This window comes from Microbacterium sp. NPDC055903 (assembly GCF_053615555.1).
Map to the genome: position 1 here is coordinate 918,138 of NZ_JBSHCA010000001.1, position 15,037 is coordinate 933,174.

Here is a 15,037-nt window from a genome sequence, read left to right on the forward strand (position 1 = left end):
GCTCAAGACGACTGGGTGCTCTCCACCCACGCCAGGTACTCCTCGGACACCGTGCCGGTGACGTAGTCGCCGTCGAAGGGGCTGAGGTCGAGATCGGTGAGCGCGGATCCCTCGATGATCGCGGCCTTGAGGTCGTCGACCTCCTGATAGACGAGGTGGTCGCAGCCCAGCGCCTCGGCGATCTCGGGGATGGTGCGGCCGTAGGCGACCAGCTCATGACGCGAGGGCATGTTGATGCCGTAGACGTGCGGATGCCGGATGGGCGGCGCCGCCGAGGCGAAGGTGACCGAGAGCGCACCGGCATCCCTGGCCATCTGGATGATCTGCTGGCTGGTCGTGCCGCGGACGATCGAGTCGTCGATGAGCAGGACGTTCTTGCCCTGGAACTCGGTCGACATCGCATTCAGCTTCTGGCGCACGCTCTTCTTGCGCACCGCCTGACCCGGCATGATGAACGTTCGTCCGACGTAGCGGTTCTTGTAGAAGCCCTCGCGATACTCGATGCCGAGCTTGCGGGCGACCTCCATGGCCGCGGGCCGCGAGGAGTCGGGGATCGGCATGACGACGTCGATCTTCTCCAGCGGCACGTGCTTGGCGATGGTGTCGGCGAGCCGGTCGCCCATGCGCAGCCGGGACTCGTAGACGGAGATGCCGTTCATCACCGAGTCCGGGCGGGCGAGGTACACGTACTCGAAGGCGCAGGGCGCGAGCTTCGTGACCGGCGCGCACTGACGCGAGAAGAGCTCGCCCTCGTCGGTGATGAAGACGGCCTCGCCCGGTTCGACGTCGCGGACGATCTCGTAGTCGCCGTTCTCCAGCACGAGCGACTCGCTCGCCACGACCCATTCGTCGCGCCCCTCACGGCCCTCGACGGTCGACGGCCGGCGACCGAGGATGAGCGGGCGGATGCCGAAGGGATCGCGGAAGGCGAGCAGGCCGTAGCCCGCCAGCACGGCGATGACCGCGTAGGCGCCCTCGATCCGCTCGTGGGTGCGGGAGACCGCCTCGAAGATGCGCTCAGGGTCGAGATCGACCGGCGAGGTGGTCTCCTGCAGCTCGCCGGCGAGGACGTTGAGCAGCAGCTCGGTGTCGCTGGACGAGTTCAGGTGGCGGCGGTAGCGGTGCGCCATGTCGGCGGTGAGCTCACGGGTGTTGGTGAGGTTGCCGTTGTGGATGAGGATGATGCCGTACGGCGCGTTCACGTAGAACGGCTGGGCCTCTTCCTCGCTGGACGCCGTGCCCTTGGTCGCGTAGCGGACGTGGCCGAGGCCGACGTTGCCGAGCAGCGACCGCATGTCTCGGGTGCGGAATGCCTCGCGCACCATGCCCTGCGCCTTCGCCATGTGCATGACGCCGTTGGGCTCCGCGGTCGCGATGCCGGTGGCGTCCTGACCGCGGTGCTGGAGAAGCAGCAGAGCGTCGTAGATGTCCTGATTGACCGGGGCGTTCCCGACGATTCCGACAATGCCGCACATGGGGTGTTACTTCGCTCCGTCCGCGTACGCGCCGACCAGGCGCACCGCTCCACCGTCGACGCCCTTGGCGCCCTGTTCGTATTCGCCGGCCGGCCTGGCGCCCGTGGACACCGTCGCGACCTGCCACGCGGGGATGCCCTCTGCGGCCAGCGCCGCGATGGCGGCCTCCTTCGCGCGCGCGTCGATGACGGCGAGGAAGCCGATGCCGAGGTTCCAGGTGCCTTCGGCGGACTCCAGTGTGGATCCGGCGATGTCGCTGAGCACCCGGAAGACGGGGCTCGGCGACCACGTGGCGCGGTCGACGTCGGCCCAGCTCCCCTGCGGGAGCACGCGTGCGAGGTTCGCCGCGATGCCGCCTCCGGTCACGTGGCTGAGGGAGTGCACGGCGCCGTCGTCGAGAGTCTCGAGCAGGCGCAGGAGCGGCAGGGTGTACAGGCGCGTGGGTTCCAGCAGCACCTCTCCCCACGTCGTGCCGAAGTCGGCGGCGTTGTCGCCGTAGCCGATGCCGGCCCTGGCGATGATGTGGCGCACGAGCGAGTAGCCGTTGGAGTGCAGCCCGCTCGATCCGAGGGCGAGCACGACGTCGCCGTCCTGCACCCGCTCGGCGCCGAGCACGGCATCCGCCTCGACGATGCCGGTGGCGGCGCCTGCGACGTCGTAGTCGCGGGGGCCGAGGAGCCCCGGGTGCTCGGCGGTCTCGCCGCCGACGAGGGCCGTGCCCGTGGCCTTGGCGCCGTCGGCGATGCCGCGGACGATGTCGGCGATGCGCTCGGGGAACACCTTGCCGCAGGCGATGTAGTCGGTCATGAAGAGCGGCTTCGCCCCCACGACGACGATGTCGTCGACGACCATGCCGACGAGGTCCTGACCGATCGTGTCGTGCTTGTCGATGGCCTGCGCGATCGCGACCTTCGTGCCGACGCCGTCGGTGCTCGTCGCGAGCAGCGGGCGGCGGTACGACAGCAGGGCGCTCGCGTCGAAGAGGCCGGCGAAGCCGCCGACGCCGCCGAGCACTTCGGGGCCGTGCGTCGCGCGCACGGACGACTTCATCAGTTCGACGGCGAGATCACCGGCAGCGGTGTCGACGCCGGCTTCGGAATAGGGATTGGTGGAGGAGGCAGCCACCCCTCAAGACTACCGCCCCGGATCATCCCTCTCCGCCGGTGCCGTCCTGGTGCCACGGGGGCGCTCTGCTCCTACGATGGGGCTATGTCCGATAAGCCCCAGTGGCTGATCCGCGAGGATGCGAGCGTGCCGGTGCTGCTCGCGCTCGCGCTGCGCCAGGCGCTCGGCGTGCGCGCACCGGACGAACTGCCGGCCCTGCGCGATCTCGGCGTCAGGATGCCGGATGCCGAGGACGCGACGGCCGCACTGGAGACCCAGTGGCGGGAGTACTGGGACATGACGGTCGAGCCGAGGGCGCACAGGGCATCCGGCCCTCTCGAGCTCGTGGAAGGGTTCGACACGCTGGTGGCGCTGCCGCAGTCCGGCGCCGAGCAGTTGCGCGATGCGATCCGTCCGCTCGCCGAGCCCTCGCTGCGGTACGCCAGGGCCGAGCACCGGCGGTACTCGGACTCGATGCGCTCGACGACAGGGGGCGGCGCCTACCGCGCGTATGCCTCGGCGATCGCGGAGTTCGAGCGGGATATCGGCAGGCGCGCGCACTCCTTCGAGCTGAACGTGCAGGTGCTGCCGTTCACTCAGCGCGGCATCTGGTGGATCGGCGATCTTTCCGTCGCCGTGACGGACGGTCTGCGGCGCGACGTCGTCGCCTTCGACGCGGCGATCAGGCCGGTGATCGCGGAGCTCGCCTAGGAGGCGCTGTCCTCGGCATCCGGCTCGGCGCTCGCGGCGACCACCGTCTCGCGGTCGACGCGCACGACGCGGTCGTGCCGTCGGGCGAGGCGCTCGAAGACGAGACCGACGACACCGCCGAGGGCGAGACCCGCAGGCGCGGTCCACAGCAGGAGGAAGCCGAACACCTGGCCTGCCGGGTAGACGACATCGAGCGCCTCGGACTTCTCGAAACTCCCCGTGTAGGTGAGGATCACCGCCACGATGATGCCGACGACGACACCGATCCCCATGAAGACACCGAAGCGCGGCACGCGACGGACGGTCGCTTCGACGGTGTGGTGGGTCTCGGGGCTGGCCATGTCTCCATTGTCCCACTCGCCGGCTGTGTCCGCGCCGCGTCCCCGCGGCCATACGGCGCAGGGGCCCGATCCGAAGACCGGGCCCCTGCGCGTCCTGCGGGATCAGAGCGTGTCGGATGCCTCCGTGGCCGCCGCCGCTGCGCGGCGGCGGACGATCAGCACGGTGCCGGCGATCGCGAGGGCCACCAGGAGCGCCCCACCGGCGATCCACGGCCACGCGAGCGGGGTCGTGTCGACGCCGATCGCCTCGTCCGTGAGCGCGGCGACCGGGGCTTCCGCCTCGGCCTCCGGCTCCTCGACAGGGGCAACGCCGCAGTCCGCGGCGACCGGGATGACCGCGCTCAGAGCATCGAGCGGGTCGCCTGCCGGGTAGGTGCCGAAGGCGGCGGCCCCTGCGTCGGTCAGCGTCGTCGGCAGCGCATCGAGGGAGATGACCCCGTCGACGGCTGTGAGCCCGTCCAGAGCGAACTCCGCGAAACGGACGCCCTGCTGCTCGACGGCATCGCCGCCCTGGGTCGTGCCAGTGACGTCGAACACGACGTAGCCCTTGTCGCCGGCGAACTCCAGGCGGGCGTTCGCGAGCGTGGTGTCGAGCGCGCCCTCGTGACCGGTGAAGCGGATGGATCCGCCGTAGGTCACAAGGCCCGTGGCCGTCGCGGGGTCGACCGCTCCCGTTCCGCTCTGCCAGACGTAGTCGGGGTAGCGGTACTCGACGCCGGTGAGCTCCCAGCCGCCGGCCGCGATGCCCTCGATGTAGCTGCGGAACGACTCCTTGAAGCCCCAGTTCAGCGTTGCCCCCTCGACGACGCACTGTCCGGCGGCGACAGCGGCTGCGGCGCGTGCGAGCGTGAACTCGAGCCCATGGCTGACCGAACCCTGCAGCGTCAGGGTGTGCGCGCCGTCGGCGAGCGTGGCAGGAAGGGTTCCCGTCCAGGTCGCGACGCCGTCGGCATCCGCCGTCACGGTGTCCAGCAGCACGGGCGTCGAATACACGACGACCTTGATGCCCTCTTCGTTCGGCTGGAATCCACTGCCGGACACCGTCGCCTGCTGGCCGGCCTGCAATGCGGCGAGGTTCGCCTCGTCGATCTGGAGCCCGCCGGTCGCCGGAGGCGTCTCGGGGAGCTCCTCCTTCTCCTTCTCCGGAGCGCTCGCCACCGTGCCGGTCTGGCCCGCCGGAGCCGCAGCAGCGGCGCCGATCGTGAAGGTCACGGCGTCGAGGTTCGTGTCGTAGCCGCTGAGGACCCTCGCTCGACCCTCGCTCGTGAGCGATGCCGGCGCCGCCGTGTAGGTCACGGCTCCGCCCGACGTGGTCTTGCGCGCCGAGCTGAGATCCAGCGTCGCGAACGCCACCGAGGCGCCGCCGTGGGTCACGTACAGCGTCGCCGTGCTCGCGGACGAGATGCGGATGCGCGGGTTCGACACCGTGACATCCAGGATGCCGTCGTGTCCGGTGAACCGCACCGAACCGCCGTAGGTGACGCTGCCGAGGCCCGTCGAGGCGACGTAGCTGCTGGAGGTCTGGCCGAACTGGAACTGGCTTCCCGACCGGGTCGCACCGTTCGAGACGGTGATCGCGCCGTGCGCGATCGGGCCCGTGACGTAGTTCGCGAACGACGACGAGATCGACCAGAGCAGCGAGCCGCCCTTGACCGGGGTGGTCGGCTTCGTCGGAGTGGTCGGGGTCGTCCCCGGTTCCTCCGGCTCCTCCGGCGTGACCGGTCCTTCGGCGTCGGCGAAGGAGATCGCGACGGAGCGCTCGGCATCCGCCTGCACGACACCGCCGGCACCGACGGTGAAGACCGCGAACGTCCCGCCGGAGCCCGCCTTCGCAGCGAGCGCCGACTTCGTCACCTCGACGGTCCAGGTCGCATCGGCCGTGCCGTCGCCGTTGTCTGTCCACTTCGTCGGCGCCGCGAAGTTCGCCGCATCCGCCACCCAGGTGGCCTCCGCGTAGCCGCGAGCATCCGATGCCGCGCCCTCGGAGGGACGCCAGGTGTCGGCGATCCAGCCGACCTGGATGTAGAAACCGGCCTTGCCCGAGGTGTACTTGGATGCCGCGGTCGCCGGGTAGTTCTTCGCCGTGATCGTCAGCGTCTCACCCTCAGGATCGAGATCCGTGGTCTTCGAGACTGTGAGCGAAGACGCCTCCGGCTCTGGCTCTGGCTGGGCGAACGTGATCGCGACAGCATGCTCGGCATCCGCCTGCACGACACCGCCTGCGCCGACCGTGAACACGGCGTAGGAGCCGCCTCCCGCGGGCAGCGGTGCGGCCTCGAGTGCCGCCTCACTGACCTCGATCGTCCACGTCACATCCGCGGTGCCATCGCCGTTGTCTGTCCACTTCGTCGGCGCCGCGAAGTTCGCCGCATCCGCCACCCACGTCGAGACCGCGCTCTTGCGCGCCGTAGACGCCGCACCCTCCGACGGACGCCACGTCTCAGCGATCGTGCCGACCTGGATGTAGAAACCAGCCTTGCCCGAACCGTGCTTCGACGCCTCGGTCGCGGGGTAGTTCTCCGCCGTGATCGTCAGCGTCTCACCCTCAGGATCGAGATCCGTGGTCTTCGAGACTGTGAGCGAAGACGCCTCCGGCTCTGGCTCTGGCTGGGCGAACGTGATCGCGACAGCATGCTCGGCATCCGCCTGCACCACACCGCCTGCGCCGACCGTGAACACCGCATAGGAGCCGCCTCCCGCGGGCAGCGGTGCGGCCTCGAGTGCCGCCTCACTGACCTCGATCCTCCACGTCACATCCGCGGTGCCATCGCCGTTGTCGGTCCACTTCGTCGGCGCGAGCACGTTCGCCGCATCCGCCACCCACGTCGAGACCGCGCTCTTGCGCGCCGTAGACGCCGCACCCTCCGACGGACGCCACGTCTCAGCGATCGTGCCGACCTGGATGTAGAAACCAGCCTTGCCCGAACCGTGCTTCGACGCCTCGGTCGCGGGGTAGTTCTTCGCCGTGATCGTCAGCGTCTCACCCTCAGGATTCAGGTCGGTCGTCTTCGAAACCGTCAGCGAAGACGGCTCTGGCTCTGGCTCCGGCTCCGGCTCCGGCTCCGGCTCCGCGAAGGAGATCGCCACAGCATGCTCGGCATCCGCCTGCACGACACCGCCGGCACCGACCGTGAACACGGCGAGGCTCCCGCCACCTGCGGCCAGCGGCTTGGCGAGCAGCGCCGCCTCGCTCACATCGACCGTCCACGTCACGTCCGCCGTGCCGTCGCCGTTGTCCGTCCACTTCGTCGTCGCGAGCGTGTTCGCCGCATCTGCGACCCACGCGGAGTAGGCGTTCGTCCGCGCCGAGCTGGCGGCGCCCTCGGAGGGACGCCACGAGTCGGCGATCCAGCCGACCTGGATGTAGAAACCGGCCTTGCCCGAACCGTGCTTCGACGCCTCGGTCGCGGGGTAGTTCTCCGCCGTGATCGTCAGCGTCTCACCGGACGGGTCGAGCTCCGTCGTCTGCGACACCGTGAGGGAGGAGGCCGCCGGCTGAGGCTCGGGCTCGGGCTCCGGCTCCGGCTCCGGCTCCGGCTCCGGCTCGGGCTCCGGCGCGGGCGGGAAGACGGCATCCCACTGCGCGGAGGAGATGCTCACGGTCGAGCGGCCGTACTCCGTCGCGGCGGTGTACCCGCTGTGCTGCTTCCAGATCACGACCTCGTAGTTCTTCGTGCGGTCGAGATCCGCGGCCTCCGCCGTGAGGGTGAACGAGGTCGAACCCGCGCTCACGGAGGGGAAGGGCAGCGCGAACGCGATGTACGACATCCCGTTGAGGGCCTCGTATTGCCCCTCTTCGATGAGGGCGGCGTAGGCTCCAGCGACGCCCTCGGGAAGCCCGGAGGCGTCGACCCGGATGCTGAGCCCCGACTCGTCCGCCGAGGCGACCGTCGTGTTCACGACTCCGGTCGCCGCCGACGCCGGCTGACTGGTCAGGACGCCGGCCATGGCCAGCAGGAAGGACAGCAGGGCGGCCAGCAGCACGTGTGTGCGGCTGGGCCCCGACTCGGTATGCGCTGTGATGTTCACGAGGTCTCCCGGCGCTCTGCGAGCGTGCGCGAGCACACGCTCCGGGTGCCGCTATGCAATCGGGTGAAGGGTGAGAGTTTGGTTAGGATAGGCTAAGCAAGCTCGATTCCGAGCGTAGTGCGCCCCTTCCTCGGGCGTCAACTTTTAGGAAAGCCTCACCTAATGCAACGCCCCGTGATCTCCCTTGCGGCTGCGGCCGTGCTGCTGCTCTCCCTCTCCGCATGCGCGGCCCCCACTCCCCCCGCGAGCAGCGAGCCGAGCCCGGCCGAGACCTGCGTCGGCGCGGACCAGCTGCTCTCCGACCTCGACCTCGTCGATGACGTGCGCACCGCCGAGGGGGTCTCGACCGCGTGCCTCCCTTCTCACGCCGTGTCCGTCGTCGATGACGACACCGCGCCAGCGCTCCCCGCGACGGTGACCGACAGCGAGGGCCGCGAGATCGAGATCACCTCGGTCGACCGCATCCTCCCGATCGACATCTCGGGCACCATCGCCTCGACGGTCTTCGCCCTCGGAATGGGCGACCAGGTGGTCGGCCGCGATGCATCCACCGACTTCGCCGGCACCGAGGAGCTGCCCGTCGTCACCGCGACCGGGCACACGCTCAACGCCGAGGCGATCCTCGAGCTCGCACCGACCGTCATCCTCACGGACACGACGATCGGCCCCAAGGAAGTGCGCCAGCAGCTGCGCGACGCGGGCATCGCGGTGGTCGTGATCTCCAGCGAGCGGCGCCTCGACACCGCGGACGACCTGGTGACCGAGATCGCCGCCGCGCTCGGCATCCCCTCGCGCGGAGACGCCCTCATCGCGCAGCAGGACGCCGCCCTCGACGCCGCTCTCGACGAGATCGCCGCCGTCATCCCAGATGACGCGGAGGATCGGGCGCGGATGCTCTTCCTCTACGTGCGCGGCACCGCGAACGTCTACTACATCTTCGGCGCCGACTCCGGGGCGGACTCCCTCATCGAATCGATCGGAGGCGTCGACGTCGCGAGTGAGATCGGCTGGGAGGGGATGAAGCCGATGACCGCCGAGGCTCTCGTGGCCGCGCAGCCCGATGTGCTCGTCATGATGACCGACGGGCTGGAGTCCGTGGGAGGCGTCGACGGTCTCATCGAGCGCGTGCCGGCTGTCGCCGAGACACCGGCCGGCGCGAATCGCCGCGTGATCGACATGGCCGACAGCGAGATCCTCAGCTTCGGCCCCCGGTCGGCGGAGATCATCCGGGCCCTGGCTCGTGCGCTGTACGCGCCGGATTCGTCTCCGGCATCCGGAACCGCCGGATGACCGTCGAGACTCCGGCTCCCGCCCGCCGCACGCCAGCGCGCAGCAGGAGCAGATTCGCGCTGATCGTCGCCGGACTCCTCGTCGCACTCGTCGTCACCGCGATCGCCGCGCTCACCAATGGGCAGTACTCCCTTTCCCCCACCGGAGTCGTCGGCGTGCTGCTTCAGGCGATCGGCATCGACACGCCTTGGGCCCCGACGGACACGACGGATGCCGGGGTGATCCTCAACCTGCGGCTGCCCCGGCTCGTGCTCGGCCTGCTGGTGGGCGCCGCACTGGCCGTCTCCGGCGTGCTCATGCAGGCCGTGTTCGGGAACCCGCTCGCCGACGCGAGCGTCGTCGGCGTCTCCTCCGGCGCGGCGCTCGGCGCCGCCGCGAGCATCACGTTCGGCCTCGCCACCTTCGGGATGTGGACGACGCCCGCGTTCGCGTTCCTCGGCGGCCTGGTCGCCGTCTTCTCGGTGTACTTCATCAGCCGATCCGGCGGGAGGACGGAGGTGGTGACCCTGCTGCTCACGGGCATCGCCATCAACGCGATCGGCGGTGCAGGGATGGCGTTCTTCACCTTCCTCGGAACCACCTCGACGCGCGAGGAGATCGTGTTCTGGCAGCTCGGCTCGCTCAACGGCGCCCTCTGGCCGAACATCGCCCTCGTCGCCCCGCTCGTCGCGATCGGCATCGCCGTCGCGCTCATCGTGTCGCACCAGCTCGACCTCTTCTCGCTCGGCGAGCGCACCGCACGCCATCTGGGTGTGCGCGTCGAGCTGCTCCGGATGATCGTGATCGTGACGGTCGCCCTGCTCGTGTGCGCCGCGGTCGCGTTCGCCGGGACGATCGGCTTCGTCGGTCTCGTCGTCCCCCACCTCATGCGGATGGCGATCGGCCCCGCGCACCTGCCCCTGGTGATCTCCTCCGCCATCGGGGGCGCCCTGCTCATCAGCCTCGCCGACCTCCTCGCCCGCACCCTCGTGCCGCTCTCCGACATGCCGATCGGCATGATCACCTCGCTCGTCGGAGGCCCCTTCTTCCTCTGGCTGCTGGTGCGCACGCGCCGGAGATCGGGAGGCTGGGCATGACCGCGCTGCTCAGCGCCGACGGGGTCACGGTGCGCCCCTCGCCGGGCGGGAAGACGATCCTCGAGAACGCATCCATCGAGATCCGGCCCGGGCAGATCCACGCGCTCATCGGTCCGAACGGCGCCGGCAAGTCGACGCTCTTCGGCGTCCTCGCCGGAGACGTCGCCGCCGAGCGCGGCACCGTGCTGCTCGACGGGCGCCCGATCTCGGAGATCCCTGCGAAGGAGCTCGCCCGCCGTCGCGCCGTGCTGCTGCAGGAGAACGCCGTCTCGTTCCCGTTCGCCGTGGAGCAGGTCGTCCGGATGGGCAGGGCGCCGTGGGCACGCACGGAGGCCGAGGACGCCGATGACGAGGTCGTGGCCGCCGCGATGGCCGCGACCGACGTCCTCCCGCTCTCCGCACGATCGGTGTCCTCGCTCTCGGGCGGAGAGCGGGCACGGGTCGCACTGTCCCGCGTCCTCGCGCAGACCACCCCCGTCCTGCTCCTCGACGAGCCGACGGCCGCCCTCGATCTGAGACACCACGAGGACGTCATGCGCCTGATCAGGGAGCGCGCAGACGCCGGCGTCGCCGTCGCCGTCGTGCTGCACGACCTCAACGCCGCTCTCGCCCACGCCGACCGGATCACGCTCCTCTCGCACGGCAGGGTGGCCGCCTCCGGCGATCCGGCCGACGTGCTCACCCCTGAACGCGTCGAGGAGGTCTACGGTCAGGCCGTCGACGTCTTCCCGCATCCGCGCACCGGCGTTCCGCTCGTGGTCGCCCGGCGCTGAGCGTGGTCAGGGCCGCAGCGGCAGCAGGTCGCTGAGGTCGGCGCGGATGCCGGAGGCGTGCACACGCCCCGCATCCACCGCCGTCTGCCACGGCTCCGCGCCTGTGGCGAGGGCGATCCAGGTCGCGGCGTCCATCTCGATGACGTTCGGCGGCGTCCCGCGGGTGTGGCGCGGTCCCTGCACGACCTGCACGGCGCCGAACGGCGGCACACGCACCTCGACGCTGTTGCCTGGCGCCTTCTCGTCGAGCAGCTGCAGGAGATAGCGCACGGCCGTGGCGGTTGCCGTGCGTGCGGGCTTCTCCCCCGCCGCACGCGCGGCTTCGACCACGGCGAGCGCGGCGCGCCCCGCGGCGGTGTCGATCGAGCGGGCCATGGTCCCAGCCTATGCACGCAGGACGCGTCGGATGCTACGCCGCAGGCGCCTCGAGCCGGACGAGGCGGACGAAACGCACCACCAGATCGTCTGCGCCCTCGGCGAGCGCGATCCGCAGACGCGTCGCCTCCTCCGCCACCGCACCGTCCGGAAGGGCGATCGTCGCGGTGCGCCACGTGCCGCTGCCGGCGCGCGCGACCTCCGCCGATGAACCGCCCGCCGTCTCGACCGTGAACGAGCCCGATCCGGAATCGAGGAACGTCACCTTGAGGACCGAGCCGCCGGAGGTGGATGCCGCGAAGGCGTCGTCGACCTCCAGCACGAAGCCGGTGTCCCCCTCTGACACGTCCGTCGACAGCCCCTCATAGGCCGTCCCGTTCACCGCTTCGACCTCGCCGACGTGGGCGTCGACCTCGGTGCGATGCGCCACCGACCCCGTCTCATCCACCTGCACGAGCCAGCGCTCGAGGTTGCGCACCCACGGCCTGGTGCTCCACTCCCGCGGGAACTCCTCGTCGATCCAGAAGGTGTCCTCGGCGTCGCGGAAGGCCGCCCAGGCGTCCGGCGCGGTGGCGGCGGTGTGACCCAGCTCGAGACGCACCCAGTCCCAGTGCTCGGGGTACTCGGCCATGTACGAGTCCTCCGGAACGACGTACATCCAGTTCATCCGCAGCTGCAGCGCCTTCAGATTGGCCTGACGGACGGCGTAGGAAGGATCGCCCGTCTCGTATCCGCAGTCCGTGAAGCACTCGTTCTCGGTGGCGACGACGAACTCCCCCGAGTGGATCGGCAACGACTCGTCGACGATCATGTGACCGTCCGGCTGGATCGTCGATCCGTACGAAGGCGCCTCGCTGAGGTGGAAGTTGCTCGGCTCTGTGATGCCGGTGCGGATGCCCATCCCGGCATCCACCGCCTGCTGCGCGAGCAGGTCGTCGGCCGCGCCGAAGGGTCCGAACGGATAGTCCTCGCCGGTGAAGACGAGCTTGTGCGCATCCGCGCCGAAGATGTCGACGAGGTCGGTCCAGGCGTGGTCGTACCAGGAGAGGTAGGCGTCCTCATCGAGATCGCCCGCGTCGATCGCCTCTCCGATGATGTCGTAGTCGTACTCGGCCCAGCTGAAGGCGCCGGGGACGTACACGAACCGCAGCCGCTCGTCCGCGGCGAGGCCGAGATCGACGAACACGGCGCGGTAGCTGTCCATGAGGTGACCCCACACGCATTCGTCCCAGATCGGGAGATGACGTTCGCCGTCCGCGTCCGGACCGTAACTGCTCACCCCGCAGTCCTCAGCGACCCATTCCGGCGCCCAGCTCTCGCCGCTGGCGAACAGCCGCATCCAGAAGTCGCCGTCCTCCGCGAGCTGCGCGTCGAGGCCGTCCAGTTCCATCCCCTGCGCGGAGCCGGATGCCTCCCGATCGATCGATCCGCCCTGTCCGGGCTGGATCTGCCGCCAGGTCACGTCGACGGAACGGAGGCCGACGAGGTGCTCCTCGGATGCCTCCTCCGAGAAGAAGCCCGAGTTCGCGGCAGGGCGCACCCACGACGGCAGCGTCCAGTCCTCGCCGTCCGCGAGGACGACGCCGTCCCCCGCATCCACGAATCCGGCGGTCGGCCCGCGGTCGAGGTCGACATCGAGCTCGTCGCCGGTGGGGAGCTGCGGCTGCTCCGCCGTGCATCCGCCCAGCGCCGCGAGCACGACGACAGCGGCGATCGCGCGCACGACGACGGAGCCCCTCATGCCCGCGAGCCTAGCCCGGACCGGTCCTTCCCGTTCAGCACCGGACAGGCCACCACCCGCCTGCCCGGCGTACGCTCGAAGCATGCCCCCGCACTCCGAAGGCGCCCGCGCGCAGCTGCTCGCCGCATCGGCGGCGGCCGCGTGGGCGGGGCCGTTCCCGCCGCTCGCGGATGCGTCGGCAGCCCGCCGCGCCGCCGTGCTCATCCTCTTCGGCGTCCTCGACAGCATCCCCGCCCCTGTCGCCGACGCCGCCGTCGCGCGCGATCTCGACGTGCTGCTGCAGCGCCGCGCGCCCACGCTGTCCGCGCACCCCGGTCAGGTCTCGTTCCCCGGCGGCGGCTGGGAGCCCGGCGATGCGGATGCCGCGGCCACGGCGCTCCGGGAGGCCGAGGAGGAGACCGGGCTCGACCCTGCAGGAGTGGAGATCCTCGCCACCCTGCCCGAGCTGCCCCTGGCCGCCAGCAATCACAGGGTCGCACTGGTGCTGGGCTGGTGGCGGCATCCGTCCCGCGTCGTCGCGGTCGATCACGCCGAGACCGTCGAGGTCTTCCGCGTGCCCGTGGCGCAGCTGCTCGACCCTGCAACACGCTTCACCTCGGTGATCGAGCGCTCCGGTCGCCGCTTCAGCGGCCCCGCCTTCGACGTCGACGGCACCATCGTGTGGGGCTTCACCGCCATGGTGCTCGACGGCCTCTTCGAGGCGGCCGGATGGAACACGCCCTGGGATCGGAGCGACGAGCGCCCCGTCGCGCTCTGAGCCTCCTCTCCCCCGTCTCGGTAGGCTAAGGGGGTGAAGATCCTCGTCCTCGGTTCCGGTGCCCGTGAGCACGCGATCATCCTCGCCCTGCGAGCGGAGGACGCGGAGCACGACGTCTACGCCGCTCCCGGCAACGCGGGCATCGCGCAGGATGCCGTGCTCGTCGGCGTCGACCCGCTCGATGGCGCGGCCGTCACCGCCTTCGCGAACGAGCACGCCATCGACCTCGTCGTGATCGGCCCCGAGGCGCCCCTCGTCGCCGGTGTGGCCGATGTGCTGCGCGAGCGGGGCATTCCGGTGTTCGGCCCCGGCAAGGCGGCGGCGCAGCTCGAGGGATCCAAGGCGTTCGCGAAGCGGATCATGGATGCCGCCGGCGTGCCCACCGGTCGCGCGGCGAGGGCGGCGACCCTCGCCGAAGTGGAGGCCGCCTTCGACGAACTCGGCGCACCGCACGTCGTCAAGGCCGACGGCCTGGCCGCGGGCAAGGGCGTCATCGTGACCTCCGACCGCGCCGAGGCGCTCGCGCACGCGGAGCACTACCTGCCGTCGGGCCCCGTGCTGGTCGAGGAGTTCCTCTCCGGCCCCGAGGTCTCGCTGTTCTTCCTCTCCGACGGCGACACCGTCCGCGCCCTCAGCCCCGCGCAGGACTTCAAGCGCGCCTTCGACGGCGACGAAGGCCCGAACACGGGCGGCATGGGAGCGTACTCGCCGCTGCCGTGGCTCGCCGAGCAGTTCGGCAGCGTCGATGCCTTCGTCGAGGAGGTCACCCGCGATGTGGCGCTCCCCGTGATCCGTCAGCTGGACGCCGAGGGCACCCCGTTCATCGGGCTCCTCTACGCCGGGCTGATCCTCACGGAATCCGGCGTGCGCGTCATCGAGTTCAACGCCCGCTTCGGCGATCCCGAGACGCAGGTCGTGCTGCCGCGGCTCGTCACCCCGCTCTCCGAGCTGCTCTTCGCGGCAGCATCCGGAACCCTCGAGGACCAGCCGCAGCCGGCTTTCACCGACGACGTGGCGATCACGGTGGTACTCGCCAGCGAGGGCTACCCCGAGGCCCCGCAGACCGGGCGCCCGATCGCCGGCCTGGCCGACGCGGCGGCTGTCGAGGGCGTGCGGCTCATTCACGCGGCGACCGCGGGCCCGGATGCTCCCGGCGGCGACCTCCTGGCGACCGGCGGTCGCGTGCTGAACGTCGTGGCGACGGCATCCGACTTCGCGACCGCGCGTGCGCGCGCCTACGACGCGATGGGCAGGATCACGCTCGACGGCGCGCACTACCGCCGCGACATCGCCGCCCGCGTCGCGGAGTAAGTCGCGCCGCAGCATCCGCGCACCCGGAGCCTCGGACGGATGCGGGATCAGAAA

General features: G+C 70.6%; 12 protein-coding genes. 6 read left to right on the forward strand and 6 right to left on the reverse strand.

Going from position 1 to position 15,037, the window contains the following annotated elements; genetic code table 11:
- Positions 1 to 2 precede the first annotated feature (2 nt).
- Entirely contained in the window at positions 3 to 1,475 is a 1,473-nt protein-coding gene (gene purF / locus ACWGJP_RS04170; protein WP_452328489.1) for an amidophosphoribosyltransferase, read from the reverse strand.
- A gap of 6 nt (positions 1,476 to 1,481) precedes the next feature.
- The gene (purM, locus tag ACWGJP_RS04175; protein ID WP_452328490.1) at positions 1,482 to 2,600 is read right to left on the reverse strand and encodes a phosphoribosylformylglycinamidine cyclo-ligase; all 1,119 of its coding nucleotides are present in this window, start codon (positions 2,598 to 2,600) and stop codon (positions 1,482 to 1,484) included.
- 84 nt (positions 2,601 to 2,684) lie between these two features.
- On the opposite strand from purM, the gene ACWGJP_RS04180 reads away from it, so the two are divergent.
- The gene (locus tag ACWGJP_RS04180; protein ID WP_452328491.1) at positions 2,685 to 3,290 is read left to right on the forward strand and encodes a zinc-binding alcohol dehydrogenase; all 606 of its coding nucleotides are present in this window, start codon (positions 2,685 to 2,687) and stop codon (positions 3,288 to 3,290) included.
- Here ACWGJP_RS04180 and ACWGJP_RS04185 read toward each other — a convergent pair.
- The gene (locus ACWGJP_RS04185; protein ID WP_452328492.1) at positions 3,287 to 3,631 is read right to left on the reverse strand and encodes a potassium transporter Trk; all 345 of its coding nucleotides are present in this window, start codon (positions 3,629 to 3,631) and stop codon (positions 3,287 to 3,289) included. The two genes, ACWGJP_RS04180 and ACWGJP_RS04185, sit on opposite strands and share 4 nt — an antisense overlap.
- Positions 3,632 to 3,733: 102 nt before the next feature.
- Positions 3,734 to 7,660: an HtaA domain-containing protein gene (locus ACWGJP_RS04190; RefSeq protein WP_452328493.1), complete on the reverse strand. Its 3,927-nt coding sequence runs from the start codon at positions 7,658 to 7,660 to the stop codon at positions 3,734 to 3,736.
- A 162-nt stretch (positions 7,661 to 7,822) separates the two neighbouring features.
- On the opposite strand from ACWGJP_RS04190, the gene ACWGJP_RS04195 reads away from it, so the two are divergent.
- Genes ACWGJP_RS04195 through ACWGJP_RS04205 form a run of 3 tightly spaced genes read left to right on the forward strand, consistent with a single transcriptional unit; the run spans position 7,823 to position 10,799 of the window.
- Positions 7,823 to 8,950 carry a heme/hemin ABC transporter substrate-binding protein gene (locus tag ACWGJP_RS04195; protein ID WP_452328494.1) on the forward strand — a complete coding sequence of 376 codons (1,128 nt, stop codon included), beginning with the start codon at positions 7,823 to 7,825 and terminating at the stop codon, positions 8,948 to 8,950.
- Positions 8,947 to 10,026, forward strand: a complete 1,080-nt coding sequence (locus ACWGJP_RS04200; RefSeq protein ID WP_452328495.1) for a FecCD family ABC transporter permease — start codon at positions 8,947 to 8,949, stop codon at positions 10,024 to 10,026. The genes ACWGJP_RS04195 and ACWGJP_RS04200 overlap by 4 nt, the downstream gene beginning before the upstream one ends.
- Complete coding sequence (locus ACWGJP_RS04205; RefSeq protein ID WP_452328496.1) at positions 10,023 to 10,799, forward strand: heme ABC transporter ATP-binding protein; 777 nt, start codon at positions 10,023 to 10,025, stop codon at positions 10,797 to 10,799. The genes ACWGJP_RS04200 and ACWGJP_RS04205 overlap by 4 nt, the downstream gene beginning before the upstream one ends.
- 6 nt (positions 10,800 to 10,805) lie before the next feature.
- Here ACWGJP_RS04205 and ACWGJP_RS04210 read toward each other — a convergent pair whose 3' ends face one another.
- Both ACWGJP_RS04210 and ACWGJP_RS04215 read right to left on the reverse strand, forming a co-directional pair.
- Positions 10,806 to 11,174 (reverse strand): sterol carrier family protein, encoded by a 369-nt coding sequence (locus ACWGJP_RS04210; protein ID WP_452328497.1) that lies wholly within the window; start codon positions 11,172 to 11,174, stop codon positions 10,806 to 10,808.
- A gap of 34 nt (positions 11,175 to 11,208) precedes the next feature.
- Positions 11,209 to 12,915, reverse strand: a complete 1,707-nt coding sequence (locus tag ACWGJP_RS04215; protein ID WP_452328498.1) for a hypothetical protein — start codon at positions 12,913 to 12,915, stop codon at positions 11,209 to 11,211.
- 82 nt (positions 12,916 to 12,997) lie between these two features.
- Between ACWGJP_RS04215 and ACWGJP_RS04220 the strand changes: the two genes are divergently transcribed.
- Together ACWGJP_RS04220 and purD are read left to right on the forward strand one after the other, a co-directional pair.
- Entirely contained in the window at positions 12,998 to 13,672 is a 675-nt protein-coding gene (locus ACWGJP_RS04220; RefSeq protein ID WP_452328499.1) for an NUDIX hydrolase, read from the forward strand.
- Between the two features lie 33 nt (positions 13,673 to 13,705).
- The gene (purD, locus tag ACWGJP_RS04225) at positions 13,706 to 14,983 is read left to right on the forward strand and encodes a phosphoribosylamine--glycine ligase (RefSeq protein WP_452328500.1); all 1,278 of its coding nucleotides are present in this window, start codon (positions 13,706 to 13,708) and stop codon (positions 14,981 to 14,983) included.
- Positions 14,984 to 15,037 lie beyond the last annotated feature (54 nt).